The following is a 19582-nucleotide window of genomic DNA, read 5'->3' as shown; positions in this document are numbered from 1 at the left end:
AATCACCACACAAGTCCACCCCCACAGACAGGTGCGCCAGCCCGACCCCGCGGGGGGCCCCGTCGCCTCCCCACCCTCATGCCCGACGCGGGCCGCCCGGTCGCCCCCCTTCTCGCTGTCCTGGACGGGCTCAGCGGTCCACGAGGCGGTCGAACTGGGTCGTGGTGTGCCGCAGATGGGCCACCAGCTCGTCGCCGACCTGGGGCTCGGGGGCGTCCGAGGGCACGAACAGGATCGACACCTGCATGTGCGGCGGCTCGGCGAACCAGCGCTGCTTGCCGCCCCAGACGAACGGGGAAAGGTTCCGGTTGACCGTCGCGAGACCGGCGCGGGCGACGCCCTTGGCGCGCGGCATGACGCCGTGCAGGGCCTTCGGGGCCTCCAGGCCCACCCCGTGCGACGTACCGCCCGCCACGACCACCAGGAAGCCGTCCGAGGCCGCCTTCTGCTGCCGGTAGCCGAACCGGTCGCCCTTCGCCACGCGCGTGACGTCCAGGACGGCACCGCGGTACTCCGTGGCGTCGTGGTCCCCCAGCCACAGCCGCGTGCCGATGCGCGCGCGGAACCGGGTCTGCGGGAACTGCTGCTGGAGCCGGGCCAGATCGTCCGCCTTGAGGTGGCTGACGAACATCGTGTGCAGCGGCAGCCGTGCCGCGCGCAGCCGGTCCATCCAGCCGATGACCTCCTCGACGGCGTCCGAGCCGTCGGTGCGGTCCAGCGGCAGGTGGATGGCGAAGCCCTCCAGCCGGACGTTCTCTATGGCCTGGTGCAGCTGCGGCAGGTCGTGCTCGCTGATGCCGTGCCGCTTCATCGAGGACATCACCTCGATCACCACACGGGCGCCCACGAGGCCGTACACGCCGTCGATGGACGACACCGAGCGGACGACCCGGTCGGGCAGCGGGACCGGCTCCTCGCCGCGCCGGTAGGGCGTCAGGACCAGCAGGTCACCGCTGAAGAAGTCCTTGATGCGTGCGGCCTCGTAGGTCGTGCCGACGGCGAGCAGGTCGGCACCGAGCCGCGTGGCCTCCTCCGACAGCCGTTCGTGCCCGAAGCCGTAGCCGTTGCCCTTGCAGACCGGGACGAGTCCCGGGAACTGCTCCTGCACGTGCTTGTGGTGCGCCCGCCAGCGCGCGGTGTCGACGTAGAGCGTGAGCGCCATGGCCGGACCCGGAACCTTTCTCGTGGCTGCGGTGGATCAGAGGTGTGTGAGCTGTGAAGGCTATGGAATCAAACGCCTGCGTGGCTCAACGGCGCGACATGTAGATGTCGAGCGCCTTGTGGAGCAGCTTGTTCAGCGGGAAGTCCCACTCGCCGAGGTACTCGGCGGCCTGGCCGCCGGTGCCGACCTTGAACTGGATCAGGCCGAAGAGGTGGTCGGTCTCGTCCAGCGAGTCGGAGATGCCGCGCAGGTCGTAGACGGTGGCGCCGAGCGCGTAGGCGTCGCGCAGCATCCGCCACTGCATCGCGTTCGACGGGCGGACCTCGCGGCCGATGTTGTCGGAGGCGCCGTAGGAGTACCAGACGTGACCGCCGACGATCAGCATCGTCGCCGCGGACAGGTTCACGCCGTTGTGCCGGGCGAAGTACAGCCGCATGCGGTTGGGGTCCTCGGTGTTGAGGGCCGTCCACATGCGCTGGAAGTACGACAGCGGGCGGGGCCGGAAGTGGTCACGGACGGCCGTGATCTCGTACAGCCGCTGCCACTCGGCCAGGTCCTGGTAGCCGCCCTGGACGACCTCGACGCCGGCCTTCTCGGCCTTCTTGATGTTGCGTCGCCACAGCTGGTTGAAGTTCTTGTGGACCTCTTCCAGGGAGCGGTTGGCCAGCGGCACCTGGTACACGTAGCGGGGCTGCACGTCGCCGAAGCCGGCGCCGCCGTCCTCGCCCTGCTGCCAGCCCATGCGGCGCAGCTTGTCGGCCACCTCGAAGGCGCGCGGCTCGATGAAGTCGGCCTCCAGGTCGCGCAGCCGCTTGATGTCCGGGTCCTGGATGCCCCTCTTGATGGTGTCCGCGTTCCAGCGGCGGATGATCACCGGCGGGCCCATCTTCACCGAGAAGGCACCCTGCTGCTTCAGGTGCGCCAGCATCGGCTGGATCCAGTCGTCCAGGTTCGGCGCGTACCAGTTGATGACCGGGCCCTCGGGCAGATAGGCGAGGTAGCGCTTGATCTTGGGCAGCTGGCGGTAGAGGACCAGGCCCACGCCGACCAGCTGGCCGCTCTTGTCGAACCAGCCGAGGTTCTCCGAGCGCCACTCCGCCTTCACATCTGCCCAGGCCGGGACCTGCATGTGGCTCGCCGCCGGCAGGCTCTGGATGAATGCCAGATGCTGCTCGCGACTGATGGTCCTCAGGGTCAGGCTCATTCGGGGCGCTCCTCGGGCTGGTGTGTCCCCATGGGTACAGGGGCTCCGGCTCTCGCGCCGAAGCCTACTGCGCCTTGCGAGCGCCCCGACTGGGCGTAGGGGCCTCAACCCCGGCGAAGTCAGCCGATGAGACCGCCGAAGAGGCCGCCGTGGGCCATGCCGATCAGGAAACCGATCCCCGCGGCGCCGAGTCCCAGGATGAGGAAGAACCGCTGTCGCGTGGTCACCGAGACCCACTGTCCGTAGACGCCCGTGGCCAGCGCCACCAGGCCCGTCCACGAGGTCAGCAGGTGGAGGCTGTGGAAGAAGGACGTGATGAAGGACAGCAGGCCCAGGGCGAACGTCACCGCCATCAGGGCGTCCTGCAGCGGATGGCGCTTGCCGTCCGTGGCGAAGAGGGATCCGGCGGTGTTGGGCTGCAATGCCTGTGCCATGGGCACCTCCTGCGGAAGGCGGCGCATCGTAGCGCCGCACACACCCGATGTGTACAGATTGTCGGCCCCCGGGACCGGATTTCAACCGGAAGCGGGTGTGCGGGTAGTCTGTACCGTCTGCACTGGTGTCTGCCCCGACCCGACCGGGTCACACTGCCCGGCTCCCCTGAGGGAGCCCGATTGTCAGTGGCGGCCGATACCGTTGCGTACGCATCACAACCCTCCTGCCACGGAACGACCGTGGCCGCTGAGTCCAAAGGAGGTGGGTTCCACATGCGTCACTACGAGGTGATGGTCATCCTCGACCCCGATCTCGAGGAGCGCGCTGTCTCCCCGCTGATCGAGAACTTCCTGTCCGTCGTCCGTGACGGCGGCGGCAAGGTTGAGAAGGTCGACACCTGGGGCCGTCGTCGTCTCGCCTACGAGATCAAGAAGAAGCCCGAGGGCATCTACTCGGTCATCGACCTGCAGGCCGAGCCTGCGGTCGTCAAGGAGCTCGACCGCCAGATGAACCTGAACGAGTCGGTCCTCCGGACCAAGGTCCTCCGCCCCGAGACCCACTGAGCCCTTCCGCTCAGCTGATCTCGGGATTCGAGTAGCAACCAAGCAGCCAGAGCAGCAAACCCGCCGAGAGGTTCCCCCATGGCAGGCGAGACCGTCATCACGGTCATCGGCAATCTTGTCGACGACCCCGAGCTGCGCTTCACCCCGTCCGGTGCGGCGGTCGCGAAGTTCCGCGTCGCGTCCACTCCCCGCACCTTCGACCGCCAGACGAACGAGTGGAAGGACGGCGAGAGCCTGTTCCTGACCTGCTCGGTCTGGCGCCAGGCGGCGGAGAACGTCGCCGAGTCGCTCCAGCGAGGCATGCGCGTCATCGTGCAGGGCCGGCTGAAGCAGCGGTCCTACGAGGACCGCGAGGGCGTCAAGCGCACGGTCTACGAGCTGGACGTCGAGGAAGTCGGCCCCAGCCTGCGCAACGCCACGGCCAAGGTCACCAAGACCGCCGGTGGCGCTCGCGGTGGCCAGGGCGGTTACGGCGGCGGTGGCGGCCAGCAGGGCGGCGGCTGGGGCGGAGGCCCCGGTGGCGGCCAGCAGGGCGGCGGCGCTCCGGCCGACGACCCGTGGGCGACCGGCGCTCCCGCCGGTGGCAACCAGGGTGGCGGCGGCTGGGGCGGCGGCTCCGGCGGCGGTGGCGGCTACTCGGACGAGCCCCCCTTCTAGGTCCTCGGACCAAGGGTGGGTCGTACCCCAACTTCTTGATCACACAGGAGAAACACCATGGCGAAGCCGCCTGTGCGCAAGCCGAAGAAGAAGGTCTGCGCTTTCTGCAAGGACAAGGTCACGTACGTGGACTACAAGGACACGAACATGCTGCGGAAGTTCATTTCCGACCGCGGCAAGATCCGTGCCCGCCGCGTGACCGGCAACTGCACGCAGCACCAGCGTGACGTCGCCACGGCCGTGAAGAACAGCCGTGAGATGGCGCTGCTGCCCTACACGTCCACCGCGCGCTAAGGGAAGGGTGACCGACTCATGAAGATCATCCTCACCCACGAGGTCTCCGGCCTCGGTGCCGCGGGCGACGTCGTGGACGTCAAGGACGGTTACGCTCGCAACTACCTGATCCCGCGGAAGTTCGCTATCCGCTGGACCAAGGGTGGCGAGAAGGACGTCGAGCAGATCCGTCGTGCTCGCAAGATCCACGAGATCCAGACCATCGAGCAGGCCAACCAGGTCAAGGCCCAGCTCGAGGGCGTGAAGGTCCGTCTGGCCGTCCGCTCCGGCGACTCCGGCCGTCTCTTCGGTTCCGTCACCCCGGCCGACATCGCGTCCGCGATCAAGGCTTCCGGTGGCCCCGAGGTGGACAAGCGCCGCATCGAGCTGTCCGCTCCGATCAAGACCCTGGGCGCCCATGAGACGTCCGTGCGTCTGCACCCCGAGGTGGCCGCCAAGGTCAACATCGAGGTCGTCGCGGCCTGACGCCGCGTGATCGCTGTGCTCGCTTGAGCCGGTGAAAGGGGCCGCACCCTTCAGGGTGCGGCCCCTTTTCCATGGCCGGGGGCATGTTTCACGTGAAACGGTCAGCGGGTCGCGCCCGTCACGATCCAGCGGCCGGAGCGGGACCGCAGCCACAGGGTCAGCATGCGGATCGTCATCATCAACGTCATGGCTGCCCAGAGTGCGGTGAGGCCGCCGCCGAGGGTGGGGACGAGCAGGGCCACCGGGGCGAACACCGCCAGGGTGACGACCATGGCCCAGGCCAGATAGGGACCGTCACCCGCGCCCATCAGGACGCCGTCCAGGACGAAGACGATCCCGCAGACGGGCTGCGAGAGCGCCACGAGCAGCAGGGCCGGCAGCGCGGCGTCCTTCACCCCGGAATCGCTGGTGAACAGCGGCAGGAAGATCGGTCGTGCGGCCACCACGAGCAGGCCCAGTACGGCACCGGTCGCGATGCCCCACTGGATCATGCGCCGACAGGCCTGGCGTGCCCCCTGGGCATCGTCCGCGCCGAGATAGCGGCCGATGATGGCCTGCCCCGCGATGGCGATCGCGTCCAGGGCGAAGGCCAGCAGGCTCCACAGGGACAGGACGATCTGGTGCGCGGCGATGTCGGCGTCACCGAGATGTGCCGCGACCGCCGTGGCGATCATGAGAATCGCCCGCAGGGAGAGCGTGCGCACCAGGAGAGGAACGCCGGCCTGGGCCGAGGCCCGGATACCCGCGGCGTCGGGCCGGAGGGAGGCGCCGTGCCGACGGGCTCCGCGGACGACGACGGTCAGATAGACGGCGGCCATGCCGCACTGGGCGATGACCGTGCCCCAGGCCGAGCCGGCGATGCCGAGCCCGGCGCCGTAGACCAGTCCCGCGTTGAGCGCGGCGTTGGCGACGAAGCCGGCGACGGCGACGTAGAGCGGGGTCCTGGTGTCCTGCAGACCACGCAGTACTCCGGTCGCGGCCAGGACGATGAGCATGGCGGGGATGCCCAGGGAAGAGACCCGCAGGTACGTGGTGGCGTAGGGGGCCGCGGTGGCGGAGGCGCCGAAGAGGTCCACGATGCCGGGGGCCAGGGGCAGGACGACGGCGATGACGGCGAGGCCGAGCAGCAGCGCCAGCCAGATGCCGTCCATGCCCTGGCGGATGGCCGCCGGGAGATCACCGGCGCCGACGCGGCGGGCCACGGCGGCAGTGGTGGCGTAGGCGAGGAAGACGAAGATGCTCACGGCGGTGGTCAGCAGCGCGGAGGCGACTCCGAGACCGGCGAGCTGGGCGGTGCCGAGATGGCCGACGATCGCACTGTCCGCCATGACGAAGAGAGGCTCGGCGACCAGGGCGCCGAAGGCCGGGACGGCCAGCGCGACGATCTCTCGGTCGTGCTGCCGCCGGGTGGCCTTGGGGATCTCTGGAGCCTGTGTCATGAGCATCAATGTAATCGTCCACAGGTAAGAGATGCAACAGGCTTGTGATCCTTACTTTTGGTCTGGGGACGTGTCCTTTCGGGTGCCGTTCGAAGCGATCTTGGCCCGACTGGGGAAGTTTTTTCTCTGCACAGCCGGTGGATCGTAAAGATGCAGGTCAGAGGCTTGTTGGTCGGGAGATCGAGGGCTTGTTCACAGGGCTTTCCACCGGGTCGTGCACAGGTTTCGCCGAGTTCTCCACAGCATCGGGGCCGTCGTCCACATGGCCTGTGGATAACCAGATTGGCTGACGGTGCCGACGGGCCTACGGTTGTCCGGCGCCCGCTCCTTCCTCCGGCCCGGCAAGCGCTCTTCTTCCGGTCGGAGATTCGTCACAAATCCGACGCGTGAGAACCGGAGTTGGGCCTCTCAGTTGTCAGTGTCGTGCCGTACAAAAGAGGACACGGCGAGGTCCGCCGTGCGGACGGGAGGAGGTGGCTCGGTGAGCATTTCCGAGCCCTTGGACGATCCGTGGGCCGACAGCGGGCCCAGTGATCGTCTGCCGGCCTCCCGTCGGCGCGGTGACGGCGGCCGGGGTCGTGACGAGCAGCACGACCGGGGCCGGGACAACGGGGCCTGGGACGGCGGAGGTTCGTCCTTCGAGCGGGTCCCGCCGCAGGACCTGGACGCCGAGCAGTCGGTCCTGGGTGGCATGCTGCTGTCCAAGGACGCCATCGCCGACGTCGTCGAGATCCTCAAGGGCCACGACTTCTACAAGCCCGCGCACGAGACGATCTACACGGCCATCCTGGACGTCTACGCCAAGGGCGAGCCGGCCGACCCGATCACCATCGCGGCCGAACTCACCAAGCGCGGCGAGATCAACAAGGTCGGCGGCGCCGCGTATCTGCACAGCCTCGTCCAGACCGTGCCGACGGCGGCCAACGCCGAGTACTACGCGGAGATCGTCCACGAGCGGGCCGTCCTGCGCCGCCTGGTCGAAGCCGGCACCCGCATCACGCAGATGGGATACGCGGCCGACGGCGACGTGGACGAGATCGTCAACAGTGCCCAGGCCGAGATCTACGCCGTCACCGAGCAGCGCACCAGCGAGGACTACCTCCCGCTCGGCGACATCATGGAGGGCGCCCTCGACGAGATCGAGGCGATCGGCTCGCGCAGCGGCGAGATGACCGGCGTGCCCACCGGGTTCACCGACTTCGACTCGCTGACGAACGGCCTCCACCCGGGTCAGATGATCGTCATCGCGGCCCGACCCGCCATGGGTAAGTCGACCCTCGCCCTGGACTTCGCGCGGGCCGCCTCCATCAAGCACAACCTGCCGAGCGTCATCTTCTCCCTCGAAATGGGCCGCAACGAGATCGCGATGCGTCTGCTGTCCGCCGAGGCCCGGGTCGCCCTGCACCACATGCGGTCCGGCACGATGACGGACGAGGACTGGACGCGGCTGGCCCGCCGGATGCCGGACGTGTCGGCCGCGCCGCTCTACATCGACGACTCCCCGAACCTGTCGATGATGGAGATCCGGGCCAAGTGCCGCCGCCTCAAGCAGCGCAACGACCTGAAGCTGGTCGTCATCGACTACCTCCAGCTGATGCAGTCCGGCGGCTCCAAGCGCGCCGAGAGCCGTCAGCAGGAGGTCTCGGACATGTCCCGTAACCTCAAGCTGCTCGCGAAGGAGCTGGAGATCCCGGTCATCGCGCTCTCCCAGCTCAACCGTGGCCCCGAGCAGCGCACCGACAAGAAGCCGATGGTCTCCGACCTGCGTGAGTCCGGCTCCATCGAGCAGGACGCCGACATGGTCATCCTGCTGCACCGTGAGGACGCCTACGAGAAGGAGTCCCCGCGAGCGGGCGAGGCCGACCTGATCGTCGCCAAGCACCGAAACGGACCGACGGCCACCATCACGGTCGCGTTCCAGGGCCACTACTCCCGTTTCGTGGACATGGCCCAGACCTGATCGGCCGGGCACCCAGGAGGTGCCCGGCAAATGGATTCGACGCCCGCCTCCGTACCAGGTGGACTGGGCCCATGACGACAACTCAGGAAGCGCTGCTCCCCGGCACCCGCCGCGCCCTGCTGCACCGGATCGCCGTCGCGCAGACCGAGGGACGGGCTCCGTCGCTGGTCGCCGCCGTCGTACGGGACGGGCAGGCCGTGTGGCACGGGGCGCGGACCTCGGTGGACGGGCACGGCCCGGACGAGACCGTGCAGTACCGGATCGGGTCCATCACCAAGACCTTCACCGCCGTCCTGGTGATGCGGCTGCGCGACGAGGGCGTGCTCGATCTCGGCGATCCGCTGGAGAAGCATCTGCCGGGCACCGGCGTGGGGGAGGCGACGATCGCGGAACTCCTCGCGCACACCGCGGGATTGGCGGCCGAATCACCCGCGCCCTGGTGGGAGCGGACGCCCGGATCCCTGCGGCCCGAGCTGAGCGATGTGCTCGGGGAACAGCCCCTGCTGCATCCCGTCGGCCGACGGCACCACTACTCCAACCCGGGCTACACCGTGCTCGGCGCCCTGGTGGAAGAGCTGCGCGGTGCTCCGTGGGAGGAGGTGCTGCGCGCCGAGATCCTGGAGCCGCTCGGCCTGCACCGGACGAGCATGCAGCCGGTTGCCCCGCACGCGGGCGGCTGGGCCGTGCACCCGTGGGCCGACGCGCTCCTGCCCGAGCCGCTGGAGGACCTGGGGCGGATGGCGCCGGCCGGCCAACTCTGGTCGACCACCGGGGACCTCGCGCGGTTCGCCGCGTTTCTGGCCCGAGGGGACGACCGGGTCCTGAGCGCAGAGTCGGTACGGGAGATGCGCACCCCGGCGGCGCCCGCCGAGGCCGCGGACGTGCTGGACGGGGTCACCTACGGCCTGGGCCTGCAGATCCAGCGCCGCGACGGCCGGCTGCTCGTCGGGCACTCCGGTTCCCTGCCCGGCTTCCTGGCGAACCTGACCATCAGCGTGGAGGACGACGTGGCCGCGGTGGTGCTGGCGAACTGCACCAGCGGACCGCTGCTGGGTGCCGTGGGAGCCGACCTCGTCCGGATCGTCGCGGAGGCGGAGCCGCGCATCCCGGAGCCCTGGCGGCCACTGCGCGAGGCCGATCCGACGGTGCTGGAGCTGGTGGGGCAGTGGTACTGGGGCACCTCCGCCTTCGGCCTGTGCGCGACCGCCGACGGTCTTCTCGCCCTGGCACCACTGGCCGCCGGCGGCCGCAAGGCCCGCTTCCGGGCGAACGGCGACGGCACCTGGACGGGCCTGGAGGGCTATTACGCCGGTGAGTTGCTGCGGCCGGTACGGCGTCCGGACGGATCCGTGAGCCACCTCGATCTCGGCTCGTTCGTGTTCACCCGGCAGCCGTACGACCCCGAGGCTCCGGTGCCCGGCGGTGTGGACCCGGAGGGGTGGCGGGGCATCGGCTAGACCCGTGGCTGCCCAGGGGTGTGTTTCACGTGAAACGCGCCCCTGCCCCCTTACTGCGCTCCCCGGCCGCGACGGATCCGGCGGCTCGGGGCGCGGTCAGAGCCGCAGCTTGAAGCCCTCGTGGGAAGCCGTGAAGCCCAGCCGCTCGTAGAAGCGGTGGGCATCGGTGCGGGTCTTGTCGGAGGTCAGCTGCACCATGCTGCAGTCGAGCGCCCGGGCGGTGTCGATCGCCCACTCGATCAGCCGGCTGCCGAGCCCGCTGCCCCGCTCGTCGCTGTGGATGCGCACGGCCTCGATGAGGGCGCGGGTGGCCCCCTTGTGGGAGAGCCCGGGGATGATCGTGAGCTGGAGGGTTCCGATCACGCGGCCTGCGCGCACGGCGACGACGACATGCTGGTTCGGGTCGGCGGCGAGGCGCTCGAGTGCCGTCTCGTAGGGCGTCAGATCGTCGGGGGACTCGCGCTGGGCACCGAGCGGGTCGTCCGCGAGCATGGCGACGATCGCCGCCAGGTCGTCGGTGGTCGCGGCCCGTATTTCAAGATCGTCCATGCGCCGCACCCTACGCGGGCACGTTCAGGGACTCCACCACACGGACCAGCGGGGCCAGCTCGGGATGCTGGGCGGCGTCGTCCAGGGCCTCACGCAGCGCGGCGTCGTTGGTGGGCCGCGCCTCCTCCAACAGCCGCAGGCCCGCCGGGGTGACGTTGGTGTAGATGCCGCGCCGGTCGGTGGGGCACAGGTAGCGCTCCAGCAGGCCGCGGTCCTCCAGCCGGGTCACCAGGCGGGTGGTGGCGCTCTGGCTGAGCACGACCGCGTCGGCGACCTGCTTCATCTGCAGATGCCCGCCCTCGCCGTCGTGCTGTCTGCTGAGCACATCCAGCAGGGAGTACTCGCGCACGCTCAGGTCGTGCTTGGCCTGCAGCGCGCGCTCGATGTGCGCCTCGATCCTGCCGTGCAGCGCAGAAAGGGCGCACCAGCCCTGGGCGAGGGCAGTGAGCGCGGGGTCCGTCGCTGTCATGGGGTTCTCCTCCGTCCCGGGCGGCTGCATCAAGCGTAGAGCACCGCCGCAATAGTCGGCGGTTGCATTTAGCCCGCGTCTGCAATTATTGTGAACGAACGCAAAGCGCTCCTGCAATCGTTTGGGAAGGGTGTACCCCTCTATGCCTCTCGCGCTTCTGGCCCTCGCGATCGGGGCCTTCGGAATCGGAACGACCGAGTTCGTGATCATGGGCTTGCTGCCCGAGGTCGCGGGCGACTTCGGGGTCTCCATCCCCACGGCGGGGCTGCTCGTGACCGGCTATGCGCTCGGCGTGGTCATCGGTGCCCCGCTGATGACCGTGCTCGGCACCAAGGTTCCGCGCAAGCGGATGCTGATGCTGCTGATGGGCCTGTTCGTCGTCGGGAACCTGGTGTCCGCCGTTGCCCCGGCCTTCGCGGTCATGCTGATCGGACGCGTGATCGCCTCGCTCGCCCACGGCGCCTTCTTCGGTATCGGCTCCGTCGTCGCGGCCGAACTCGTCGCGCCCGAGAAGAAGGCCGGCGCCATCGCCATGATGTTCACCGGCCTGACCGTCGCCAACGTCGTCGGCGTCCCGCTGGGCACGTTTGTCGGGCAGAGCGCCGGCTGGCGTGTCACCTTCGGTGTCGTCGCCGGCCTCGGTGTCATCGGTCTCGCCGGTATCGCCAAGCTCGTGCCCGACCTGCCGCGGCCGGAGGGCGTACACCTGCGGCACGAGCTGGCCGCCTTCAAGAACGCCCAGGTCCTGCTCGCCATGGCGATGACCGTCCTCGGCTTCGGCGGTGTCTTCGCGGCCATCACCTACATCGCGCCGATGATGACCCACATCGCCGGGTTCGCCGACGGCTCGGTCACCTGGCTGCTGGTCCTGTTCGGCCTCGGCATGGTCGGCGGCAACCTCGTCGGCGGCAAGTTCGCCGACCGCGCCCTGATGCCGATGCTGTACGTGTCCCTGGGCGCGCTGGCGGTCGTCCTGGCCCTCTTCACGCTCACCGCCCACAACAAGATCGCCGCCGCGGTGACCATCGCCCTGATCGGCGCCCTGGGCTTCGCCACCGTGCCGCCGCTGCAGAAGCGTGTCCTCGACCAGGCGCACGGCGCCCCGACGCTCGCCTCGGCCGTGAACATCGGCGCCTTCAACCTGGGCAACGCCCTGTCCGCCTGGCTCGGCGGCCTCGTGATCGCGGCAGGCCTCGGCTACACCTCCCCCAACTGGGTCGGTGCCGCGCTCGCCGCTGCCGCCCTGGTCCTCGCCTTCCTCTCGGCCGCACTGGAGCGCCGCGACGGCGCACGCGGCGCCGTGGTCGCCTCAGGGACGCCGGCAGGGCAGCGGACGCCCGTCCACCACTGAGCGGGCGCCTCACCACCCGTAACGCACAGATGTCCGTGCCCGGGGTCCCCCGGTACGGAAAGCACCCACCACCGCACCATCCAAGGAGACAGCTCCATGAGCACCACCGCCGTCACCCCGCTCACCACCGAGGACGCCGAGCTGCTCGTCGCCACGGCCCGCCGGGCGGCCGAGGACGCCGGAGTCACCGTCAGCGTCACCGTCCTGGACGCCGGCGGCCACCTGCTCGCCTTCCGCAGGGACGACCGGGCCGTGCTGATCTCCGGCGAGACCAGCACCCGCAAGGCCTACACGGCCCTCCAGCTGAACGCCCCCACCGCCGACCTCGTCGACGCCGTCCAGCCCGGTGGTCTCTTCCACACGCTGCCGACGGCCCTGGACCGGCCCCTGCTGTTCATCGCGGGCGGTATCCCGGTCCACCGCGACGGCCGGCTGATCGGCGCCATCGGCGTCGGCGGCGGGGCGCCGGAGCAGGACCACGGCTTCGCCACCGCGGCCGTCCAGGCGCTCGCCTGAGCCACAACCCGGGCCTCATGACGCCGGCCCCGTCGCTTCGAGCGGCGGGGCCGGACGTGCGTCGTAGGAGTGCTCAGCCCGCGGCGACCGTGAGCGGGGCGAACCGCCGGGTCCAGTCACCCGGCAGGTCCGTGATGCCGTAGGTCATCACCGAGTTGAAGGCGACGGAGGCGAGCCCCCGCTCCTTCGCCCAGGCCAGCAGCTCTTCATGGCGCACGTCGATGTCGGTGCGCAACGGCCGTTCCGTGTGGGCCGCCAGCGAGGCGATGAGTGCCTGGGCGGTCCCTGTGTCCCGGGCGATCAGCGGGCCTACGACGTGGGTGTCCATGTTGGGCCACGCGGCCGTGTAGCCGATGAGCCGGCCGTCCTCCTCGGCCACTCGCAGCTGATCGGCGAAGGCGGGCAGCCGGGTGATGAGGGGTGTGCGGTCGGTGCCGAACACCTCCTCGTCGAGGCGCAGGATCGCGGGCAGATCCTCCGCGGTGGCGGCGCGCGTGACGACGAAGGGATCCGGCCCGCCGGGTGTGAAGCGGCCCGTCAGCATCTCGGCCCGGCCCGTCACCTTGAAGCCCAGCTCCTCGTAGAGCGGCCGGCCGTACGGCGTGGCGTGCAGGGTCAGCGGGGTGGTCCCCATGACCGACAGGACATGCCGCATCAGGCGGCGTCCCACGCCACGGCGGGCGTGGCGTCCGGCCACCAGGACCATGCCGATGGCGCCGAGATCCGGCCGCTGCCAGGCGCCGTACTCCGTGACCACGCACGCGGCGACGAGACCGCCTTCAGGGTCATCGATACCGAAGCCCTTCCCGGCCGAGAGGAGGAGACCCCACTTGTGTTCCTCGCGTGGCCACCCCCGGTCTTCGGACAGGTCGGCGCACGCGGTGAGATCGCGAAGCGTCAGGCGGCGGATGGGCAGAGCGGCGAGGGAAGGTGTCGGCACGCAGGTCAGGCTGTCCGACCGGCACCCCCGCCGTCCACCCGTTTCGGTGCGGACGCAGGTGCTTTTGGCCATCTCGTGGCCCGGCGGACAGCTCCCGGACAGCTGTGGGTGTTTCACGTGAAACATCGGCAGCCGACTAGCCTCTGGGCCATGGCGAGACTTCATCTCTTCGATCTCGACGGCACGTTGCTGCACGGCACCACCGCGCCCGTGGAGATTTCCCGCCAGTTGGGGCTGGAAGCCGAGACGGTGGCACTGGACCGCGCGATCGCGGAGGGACGGATCGGTCCGCCGGAGTACGCGGCACAGGTGTACGACCTGTGGGCGGACCTGACCGAGGCGCATGTGCGGGCCGCGTTCGAGGCGGCTCCCTGGCTGGCACGAATCCGCGAGGTCTGGGCGGAGATCCGCGAGGCGGGCGAATACTGCGCGGTGGTGTCCCTCTCGCCCTCCTTCTTCGTGGAACTCCTCCTCGACTGGGGCGCCCACGCGGCGCACGGCTCCCGTTTCCCGGCTGTACCGTTCACCCAGCCTGTCGACCCGTCCGGGGCGCTCACCGCCGCGGCCAAGGTGACCATCGCGGACCGGCTCTGCGCGGAGTTCGGCGTGACCCGGGCCGACTGTGTGGCGTACGGCGACTCGTCGTCGGACAGAGAACTGTTCGCTGTCGTACCGGTTTCCGTGGCGGTCAATGCCGATGCCCACCTGACCGGACTCGCGACCCATTCCTATACGGGACGGGACCTGTGGGACGCCTATGAGCTGATCGGTCCGGCCCGGTAGCCGACGGACGTCCTACCCGAGGTCGGGAGCGTGCATGGCGCGTACCCCCTCGATGTTCCCGTCGAGGTAGTGACGCAGGGACAGCGGTACGAGATGGACGGAGGCGATACCGACACGGGTGAACGGGACGCGGACGATCTCGTACTCGCCGGCCGGCTCTTCCACTTCGGGACCGTGACGCAGGGACGGATCCATGGACTCCAGCCGGCACACGAAAAAGTGCTGCACCTTCACCCCGGTGGCGCCGCCGTCCTCACCGATGTGCTCCACCGTGTCCACGAAACACGGCACCACATCGGTGATCTTGGCGCCGAGTTCCTCGTACACCTCCCGGTGCAGGGCATCCACGACGGTTGAATCCCCGGGCTCGACTCCGCCACCGGGGGTGACCCAGTAGGGATCGACTCCGGGCTTGGTGCGCTTGATCAAGATCAGGTCGTCACCGTCCAGGAGAACAGCACGGGCGGTGCGCTTGACCACGGGTCGGACGGTCATGGGAGAAATGTGGCCCGGCTGGTTCCACGTGAAACATCGCAAAGCGCCACGACACGACCGCGGCGCGTGCACGGTGGAAGGGGCGGCTCCGCGAGGGCGGCCAGAGCGCCTTGGGCCGTGAATTTCGAAGGCCCGGGCAGGCTCAGCGCTCGCGACGAGTGACTGGACATTGACGCAGGGTCAACTAACCTTGTTCGCACGGCCTTTCGCTCACGAAGGCCGCAGACGGTCCGAGCCACGAGGGGGGAGGCTCGGACCGTCCTGGGGATTCGGTGCGCCGATACGGAGGCGCTTACCCGGCGGACTCGTCCAGGGCGCGCAGTACGTCGGCCACCAGGTCCTCGGGGTCCTCCGCGCCGACGGACATGCGGACGAATCCCTCCGGGACGGCGTCCCCGCCCCAGCGGCGGCGGCGCTCGGCGGTGGACCGTACCCCGCCGAAGCTCGTGGCGTCCTCCACCAGGTGCAGGGCAGCGAGGAAACGCTCGGCACGCGCGCGCGTGGGCAGGGTGAAGGAGACGACGCAGCCGTAGCGACGCATCTGCTGCGAGGCGATCTTGTGCGAAGGGTCGTCGGGCAGGCCCGGGTAGCGCAGGTCGGAGACCTCGGGGCGCTGTCGCAGTGCCTGCGCGACGGCGAGGGCGGTGGCGTTCTGCCGGTCGACGCGCAGCTGGAGCGTGGCGATGGACCGGTGCGCGAGCCAGGCCTCCATGGGCCCGGAGATCGCACCGACGATCTTGCGCCAGCGGCGCACGGCGGCCATCGCCTCGGCGTCGCGGCCGGTGACGTAGCCCAGCAGGACATCGCCGTGCCCGGTGAGCTGCTTGGTGCCGCTGGCCACCGAGAAGTCGGCGCCCAGCTCCAGCGGGCGCTGCCCGAGCGGGGTGGCGAGGGTGTTGTCGACGGCCACCAGTGCGCCCCGCGCGTGGGCCGCCTCCGCCAGCCGCCGGATGTCGCAGACGTCGAGCCCGGGGTTCGACGGGGACTCGATCCACAGCAGCCGCGCCCCGTCGAGCACCTCCAGCTGGGCGTCACCGCCGGTCGGCGCGGTGCGCACCTCGATGCCGTACGCCTCCAGCTGGGCGCCGACCAGCGGCAGCACCTGGTAGCCGTCGGACGGCAGCACGACCGCGTCCCCGGCGCGCAGCTGGGAGAACAGCACGGCGGAGATCGCCGCCATGCCGGAGGCGAAGACCAGCGTCTCGGCGTCCTCCCGCCCGGGCGCCTCCAGCTCGCTGACGGCCCGCTCCAGCAGTGTCCAGGTCGGGTTGTCGTCCCGGCCGTACAGGTACGAGCCCGTCGCCTCGCCGGGCAGGTGGAAGTGTGCCGCGAACACCGGTCCGGGCAGGGTCGGCTCGTGCTTGACCGGCTCGGGCAGCCCCGCCCGTACCGCGCGCGTGCCGTCGCCGGTGCGGCCCTCGTCCTTCGTGGCGTCGCTCATGCGGCCCGTCCTTCCACTTCTTCCCGTACTGCGGCGAGCAGACCGGTGCTCGCCGCCTCCACCATCTCAAGACACTCCTCGAAGCCGTCCCGGCCCCCGTAGTACGGGTCCGGTACGTCGAGGTCGTCGCCGACGGCGGGGTCGAAGGAGCGGAGCAACCGGATCTTGCGCGCGTCCTCCTCGGTGGGCGCCAGGCGGCGCAGTGCCCTGAGGTGGCCGGTGTCGAGGGCGATCACGAGGTCCAGCCGGGCGAACCACGACGGCAGGAACTGGCGGGCCGTGTGCTCGCTGTCGTAGCCGTGCTCCTCCAGTACCGAGACGGTGCGCGGATCGGCCGGCTCGCCCTCGTGCCAGCCGCCGGTGCCGGCGCTGTCGACCGCCACCAGGTCCTCCAGTCCGGCCTCCGTCACGCGCGCGCGGAAGACGGACTCGGCCATCGGGGAGCGGCAGATGTTGCCGGTGCACACGAAGCAGACGCGGTAGCTCATGGCGTGGTCAGTCCTCGTCGGGCAGGACGATGTGCAGCGCCCAGGAGACGACGGAGACGATCAGACCGCCGAGCACGGCCGTCCAGAATCCCTCCACATGGAAACTCAGCTGCAGCTTGCCGCACACCCAGGAGGTCAGCAGCAGCATCAGCGCGTTCACGACGAGGGTGATCAGGCCCAGGGTCAGGATGAACAGCGGGAAGGTGAGCACCTTCAGGATCGGCTTGACCAGCCAGTTCACCAGGCCGAAGATCAACGCGACGACGATCAGCGTGCCGGCCTTCTTGGCGGTGCTGTCACCGGTCAGGGTGATCTTGTCGAGCAGCCACACCGCGACCGCCAGGGCGCCCGCGTTGGCGATCGTCTTGACTAGGAAATTCTTCATGTGTCTGATCGTGGCAGACCGGAGCAAGAGCGAGCAGTGAGGCGAGGGCGGCAGCGGCGATGAAGGCATTCCGGCTGGACGAACTGGAGGCGGAACGCGCCGCCAACGAGGGCGCCTACCTGCAGTTCCTGCGTGAGCGGAACATGTCGGTCGGGCTGTACGCGCTGAACGCGGGCGAGCACGACCCGCAGAAGCCGCACGGTCAGGACGAGGTGTACTTCGTGGTCAGCGGCCGGGCCTCGATCACGGTCGGTCTGGAGACGACCGAGGTGGCGCGGGGCAGCGTCGTGTACGTGCCCGCCGGAGTCGCCCACAAGTTCCACCACATCAGCGAGGACCTCAGGGTGCTCGTGGTGTTCTCTCCGCCCGAGGCGTGAGGCCCTGGCTCAGGGTTCCCTAGGGGACAGGTCAGGGGACGGCAAGGGATGCGAGGCCCCCGCGACGGCCCTCCGCGGCCCTAGCATCGAATACGGAACATCGACACGAACGAGATGCAAAGGACGAGGGCGATGCGAGAGATCTTCGCGGGGCTGCCGTGGTGGGTGAAGTGGGTCGCGGTGCCGATCATCGCCCTGGTCGTGTTCGGCGGCCTGATAGCGAGCGCGGTCGTCTTCGTCGTCGGCCTGCTGTTCAAGGCGCTGGTCTTCGTCGCCCTGGTCGGCGGGCTGATCTACGTCGTGCGCAAGTTCACGGCGAGCTCCGCGTCCCGCAGCGACTGGTGAGGCGCGCGGGAGCCGGTCACCCTTGACGGGAGTACCGGTTCCCTCGGGGGAGGGAAGTTTCGCCGGGAGCCGTCTGCACGCGGTGGCGGACGGTTAAAGTCCGGAACTCCCCACGGGGTCCCGCCCCGTGGGTGGCGCAGACCCCCCTCCGTGCTCGTCCGCACGGGCTGCCCCCTCGCGCTTCGGGAGTGACCCTTGGCCACGGTTGACACCGCACCGGCAGAACCCCACGCACCCCCCGCCCCACCGCGCTCCAGCGCGTCCCCCGTCCGGCGGCCGGCCTCCGTGGCCGTCCCCGGCCAGCCCCACGCGGCGAGCCTCTCCGGCGGCGCCCCGCAGTCCGTGGACCACTCCGGACCACCGCCCTGCGCCGTCCGCCCGGAGTCCCCGGTGACCGCCGCGCCCCCCGCCACGCTCATCGGATCCGTCCAGCGCGCCATGCGCCTGCTGGAGACCGTCGCCGCCCACGCGTACGGCGCCCCCGCCAAACAACTCGCCCGCGAGACCGGCCTCGCGCTGCCCACGACGTACCACCTGCTGCGCACCCTGGTCCACGAGGGCTATCTGCGCCGCGAGAAGGGGCTGTTCTTCCTCGGTGACGCCGCGGAGCGGCTGGGCCGCAGCGGAGCGCAGCAGAAACGTCGCAGCACGGTGGCCGACACACTCGCGCACTGGCGCGATTCCATCGGTGTACCGATGTACTACGCGATGTACCGGGACGGCGAGATCGACGTCATGTGCGTCTCCGCCTCCCGTCAGGCGCCCGCGGTCGAGGAATGGGCGGACTTCCGCGAGACCGGCCACGCCCACGCCATCGGCCAGTGCCTGCTCTCCCAGTTGGACGAGGACGCGCGGCGCGACCACCTCGCCCGGTATCCCGTGCAGCCCGTCACGCCGTACACCGTGCGGGACAACGACGCGCTGCTGCGGCGGCTGGCCCGGACGCGGCGCATGGAACCGGTGGTCGAGCGTCAGGAGTACGCGGTCGGGACGGTCTGTGCGGCGGTCCCGATCACGGTCGGCGCCACCGCGGCCACCATGGCCATCTCCCTCCCCGCCCACCAGGCCGACCGGCTGCTGCCCGCGGCCCACCGGCTCCAGGCGGAGATCGGGCGGCACTTGGGAGCACTCACCCTCTCTATCAGTATCTGAAAACTCACTCCTTGTGATCTCTCGTGCACGTTCAGCAAGATTTGACCACTGTCAGAGAGATCAATCCCGGCCAGTCGACGTCATATGACGGGGTAGGCAATGCGCGAGTCCGTACAGGCAGAAGTCATGATGAGCTTTCTCGTGTCGGAGGAGCTCTCCTTCCGCATTCCAGTGGAGTTGCGCTACGAGGCCAGTGATCCCTATGCCGTGCGGCTCACTTTTCATCTGCCCGGTGACGCCCCGGTGACCTGGGCCTTCGGACGAGAGCTGCTGATCGACGGGGTCGGCCGTCCGTGCGGGGAGGGGGATGTGCACATCGCCCCCACCGATACCGAGGTGCTGGGCGAGGTGCTGATCCGGCTTCAGGTCGGCGGCGACCAGGCCCTGTTCCGCTCGTCGGCGCCACCGCTCGTGGCCTTCCTGGACCGCACGGACAAGCTCGTGCCGCTCGGTCAGGAGGGTGCGCTCGCCGACTTCGACGCGCATCTCGACGAGGCTCTGGACCGCATCCTGGCCGAGGAGCAGAGCGCCGGCTGAAGCGTTACGGCACGGGTGGCGGCCCGTCGCGATGCCGCACGGAACCTTGCAGGAACGCTTCTGCAGCGGGCTCCTTCCGGTGACACCGCGGGCCTCCCCACCGTACGCACCCTCCCCG

The 19582-nt window shown here is 69.8% G+C and carries 24 protein-coding genes; 13 read left to right on the top strand and 11 right to left on the bottom strand.

The window, feature by feature from the left end; translation table 11 throughout:
* Positions 1–130 precede the first annotated feature (130 nt).
* The 3 genes from ABZ923_RS17305 to ABZ923_RS17295 form a co-directional block, all read right to left on the bottom strand.
* Positions 131–1162 (bottom strand): alanine racemase, encoded by a 1032-nt coding sequence (locus tag ABZ923_RS17305; RefSeq protein ID WP_361471883.1) that lies wholly within the window; start codon positions 1160–1162, stop codon positions 131–133.
* A gap of 85 nt (positions 1163–1247) precedes the next feature.
* On the bottom strand, positions 1248–2366 hold the full coding sequence (locus tag ABZ923_RS17300; protein ID WP_361471880.1) for a peptidoglycan bridge formation glycyltransferase FemA/FemB family protein: 1119 nt from the start codon (positions 2364–2366) through the stop codon (positions 1248–1250).
* A gap of 119 nt (positions 2367–2485) precedes the next feature.
* The gene (locus tag ABZ923_RS17295) at positions 2486–2800 is read right to left on the bottom strand and encodes a hypothetical protein (protein WP_361471877.1); all 315 of its coding nucleotides are present in this window, start codon (positions 2798–2800) and stop codon (positions 2486–2488) included.
* 273 nt (positions 2801–3073) lie between these two features.
* Here ABZ923_RS17295 and rpsF point away from each other — a divergent pair, with 273 nt between their 5' ends.
* The 4 genes from rpsF (at position 3074) to rplI (ending at position 4780) form a co-directional block, all read left to right on the top strand.
* A complete protein-coding gene (gene rpsF, locus ABZ923_RS17290) occupies positions 3074–3364 on the top strand; it encodes a 30S ribosomal protein S6 (protein ID WP_014673750.1) in 291 nt (96 codons plus the stop codon).
* Positions 3365–3442: 78 nt separating this feature from the next.
* The gene (locus ABZ923_RS17285) at positions 3443–4021 is read left to right on the top strand and encodes a single-stranded DNA-binding protein (protein ID WP_351208589.1); all 579 of its coding nucleotides are present in this window, start codon (positions 3443–3445) and stop codon (positions 4019–4021) included.
* Positions 4022–4078: 57 nt separating this feature from the next.
* Positions 4079–4315 carry a 30S ribosomal protein S18 gene (gene rpsR, locus ABZ923_RS17280; protein ID WP_003949403.1) on the top strand — a complete coding sequence of 79 codons (237 nt, stop codon included), beginning with the start codon at positions 4079–4081 and terminating at the stop codon, positions 4313–4315.
* A gap of 18 nt (positions 4316–4333) precedes the next feature.
* The gene (gene rplI / locus ABZ923_RS17275; RefSeq protein WP_189296665.1) at positions 4334–4780 is read left to right on the top strand and encodes a 50S ribosomal protein L9; all 447 of its coding nucleotides are present in this window, start codon (positions 4334–4336) and stop codon (positions 4778–4780) included.
* A 101-nt stretch (positions 4781–4881) separates the two neighbouring features.
* Here rplI and ABZ923_RS17270 read toward each other — a convergent pair whose 3' ends face one another.
* The gene (locus ABZ923_RS17270) at positions 4882–6219 is read right to left on the bottom strand and encodes an MATE family efflux transporter (protein WP_361471872.1); all 1338 of its coding nucleotides are present in this window, start codon (positions 6217–6219) and stop codon (positions 4882–4884) included.
* Between the two features lie 481 nt (positions 6220–6700).
* Here ABZ923_RS17270 and dnaB point away from each other — a divergent pair, with 481 nt between their 5' ends.
* Entirely contained in the window at positions 6701–8179 is a 1479-nt protein-coding gene (gene dnaB / locus ABZ923_RS17265) for a replicative DNA helicase (RefSeq protein WP_361471869.1), read from the top strand.
* Between the two features lie 71 nt (positions 8180–8250).
* Positions 8251–9636 carry a serine hydrolase domain-containing protein gene (locus ABZ923_RS17260; RefSeq protein WP_361471866.1) on the top strand — a complete coding sequence of 462 codons (1386 nt, stop codon included), beginning with the start codon at positions 8251–8253 and terminating at the stop codon, positions 9634–9636.
* 96 nt (positions 9637–9732) lie between these two features.
* Here the strand turns inward: ABZ923_RS17260 and ABZ923_RS17255 are convergent, their stop codons facing one another.
* On the bottom strand, positions 9733–10185 hold the full coding sequence (locus tag ABZ923_RS17255) for a GNAT family N-acetyltransferase (RefSeq protein WP_361471863.1): 453 nt from the start codon (positions 10183–10185) through the stop codon (positions 9733–9735).
* A gap of 10 nt (positions 10186–10195) precedes the next feature.
* Entirely contained in the window at positions 10196–10654 is a 459-nt protein-coding gene (locus tag ABZ923_RS17250) for a MarR family transcriptional regulator (protein ID WP_361471860.1), read from the bottom strand.
* A gap of 142 nt (positions 10655–10796) precedes the next feature.
* Between ABZ923_RS17250 and ABZ923_RS17245 the strand changes: the two genes are divergently transcribed.
* Both ABZ923_RS17245 and ABZ923_RS17240 read left to right on the top strand, forming a co-directional pair.
* Entirely contained in the window at positions 10797–12005 is a 1209-nt protein-coding gene (locus tag ABZ923_RS17245; protein ID WP_361471857.1) for an MFS transporter, read from the top strand.
* 96 nt (positions 12006–12101) lie between these two features.
* Positions 12102–12521, top strand: coding sequence for a heme-binding protein (locus ABZ923_RS17240; protein ID WP_189296679.1), 420 nt, complete (start codon positions 12102–12104; stop codon positions 12519–12521).
* 73 nt (positions 12522–12594) lie between these two features.
* Here ABZ923_RS17240 and ABZ923_RS17235 read toward each other — a convergent pair whose 3' ends face one another.
* Positions 12595–13461 (bottom strand): GNAT family N-acetyltransferase, encoded by an 867-nt coding sequence (locus tag ABZ923_RS17235; protein WP_361471853.1) that lies wholly within the window; start codon positions 13459–13461, stop codon positions 12595–12597.
* A 150-nt stretch (positions 13462–13611) separates the two neighbouring features.
* Here ABZ923_RS17235 and ABZ923_RS17230 point away from each other — a divergent pair, with 150 nt between their 5' ends.
* The gene (locus ABZ923_RS17230) at positions 13612–14244 is read left to right on the top strand and encodes an HAD-IB family phosphatase (RefSeq protein WP_361471850.1); all 633 of its coding nucleotides are present in this window, start codon (positions 13612–13614) and stop codon (positions 14242–14244) included.
* Positions 14245–14256: 12 nt separating this feature from the next.
* On the opposite strand, the gene ABZ923_RS17225 is transcribed toward ABZ923_RS17230, so the two are convergent.
* From ABZ923_RS17225 to ABZ923_RS17210, 4 genes are all read right to left on the bottom strand, one after another.
* Positions 14257–14739: an NUDIX hydrolase gene (locus ABZ923_RS17225; RefSeq protein WP_181793921.1), complete on the bottom strand. Its 483-nt coding sequence runs from the start codon at positions 14737–14739 to the stop codon at positions 14257–14259.
* Between the two features lie 292 nt (positions 14740–15031).
* Positions 15032–16180 carry a cystathionine gamma-lyase gene (locus tag ABZ923_RS17220; protein ID WP_361471846.1) on the bottom strand — a complete coding sequence of 383 codons (1149 nt, stop codon included), beginning with the start codon at positions 16178–16180 and terminating at the stop codon, positions 15032–15034.
* Positions 16177–16668, bottom strand: coding sequence for a low molecular weight protein-tyrosine-phosphatase (locus ABZ923_RS17215; RefSeq protein ID WP_361471843.1), 492 nt, complete (start codon positions 16666–16668; stop codon positions 16177–16179). Before ABZ923_RS17215 ends, ABZ923_RS17220 begins: the two co-directional genes overlap by 4 nt.
* Positions 16669–16675: 7 nt before the next feature.
* Entirely contained in the window at positions 16676–17053 is a 378-nt protein-coding gene (locus ABZ923_RS17210) for a phage holin family protein (protein ID WP_361471840.1), read from the bottom strand.
* Positions 17054–17112: 59 nt separating this feature from the next.
* On the opposite strand from ABZ923_RS17210, the gene ABZ923_RS17205 reads away from it, so the two are divergent.
* The 4 genes from ABZ923_RS17205 (at position 17113) to ABZ923_RS17190 (ending at position 19464) form a co-directional block, all read left to right on the top strand.
* On the top strand, positions 17113–17430 hold the full coding sequence (locus tag ABZ923_RS17205; protein WP_358636045.1) for a cupin domain-containing protein: 318 nt from the start codon (positions 17113–17115) through the stop codon (positions 17428–17430).
* Between the two features lie 132 nt (positions 17431–17562).
* Positions 17563–17775, top strand: a complete 213-nt coding sequence (locus ABZ923_RS17200; RefSeq protein ID WP_361471838.1) for a DUF5326 family protein — start codon at positions 17563–17565, stop codon at positions 17773–17775.
* A 390-nt stretch (positions 17776–18165) separates the two neighbouring features.
* A complete protein-coding gene (locus ABZ923_RS17195; protein WP_361471835.1) occupies positions 18166–18927 on the top strand; it encodes an IclR family transcriptional regulator C-terminal domain-containing protein in 762 nt (253 codons plus the stop codon).
* Between the two features lie 99 nt (positions 18928–19026).
* Entirely contained in the window at positions 19027–19464 is a 438-nt protein-coding gene (locus ABZ923_RS17190) for an SsgA family sporulation/cell division regulator (protein ID WP_361471833.1), read from the top strand.
* Positions 19465–19582 lie beyond the last annotated feature (118 nt).

The sequence above is a fragment of the Streptomyces sp. NPDC046881 genome, assembly GCF_040645015.1.
Lineage (GTDB): Bacteria > Actinomycetota > Actinomycetes > Streptomycetales > Streptomycetaceae > Streptomyces.
The sequence above is the reverse complement of the archived record's forward strand: the minus strand, read 5'-3'. Positions and strand labels throughout refer to the sequence as shown.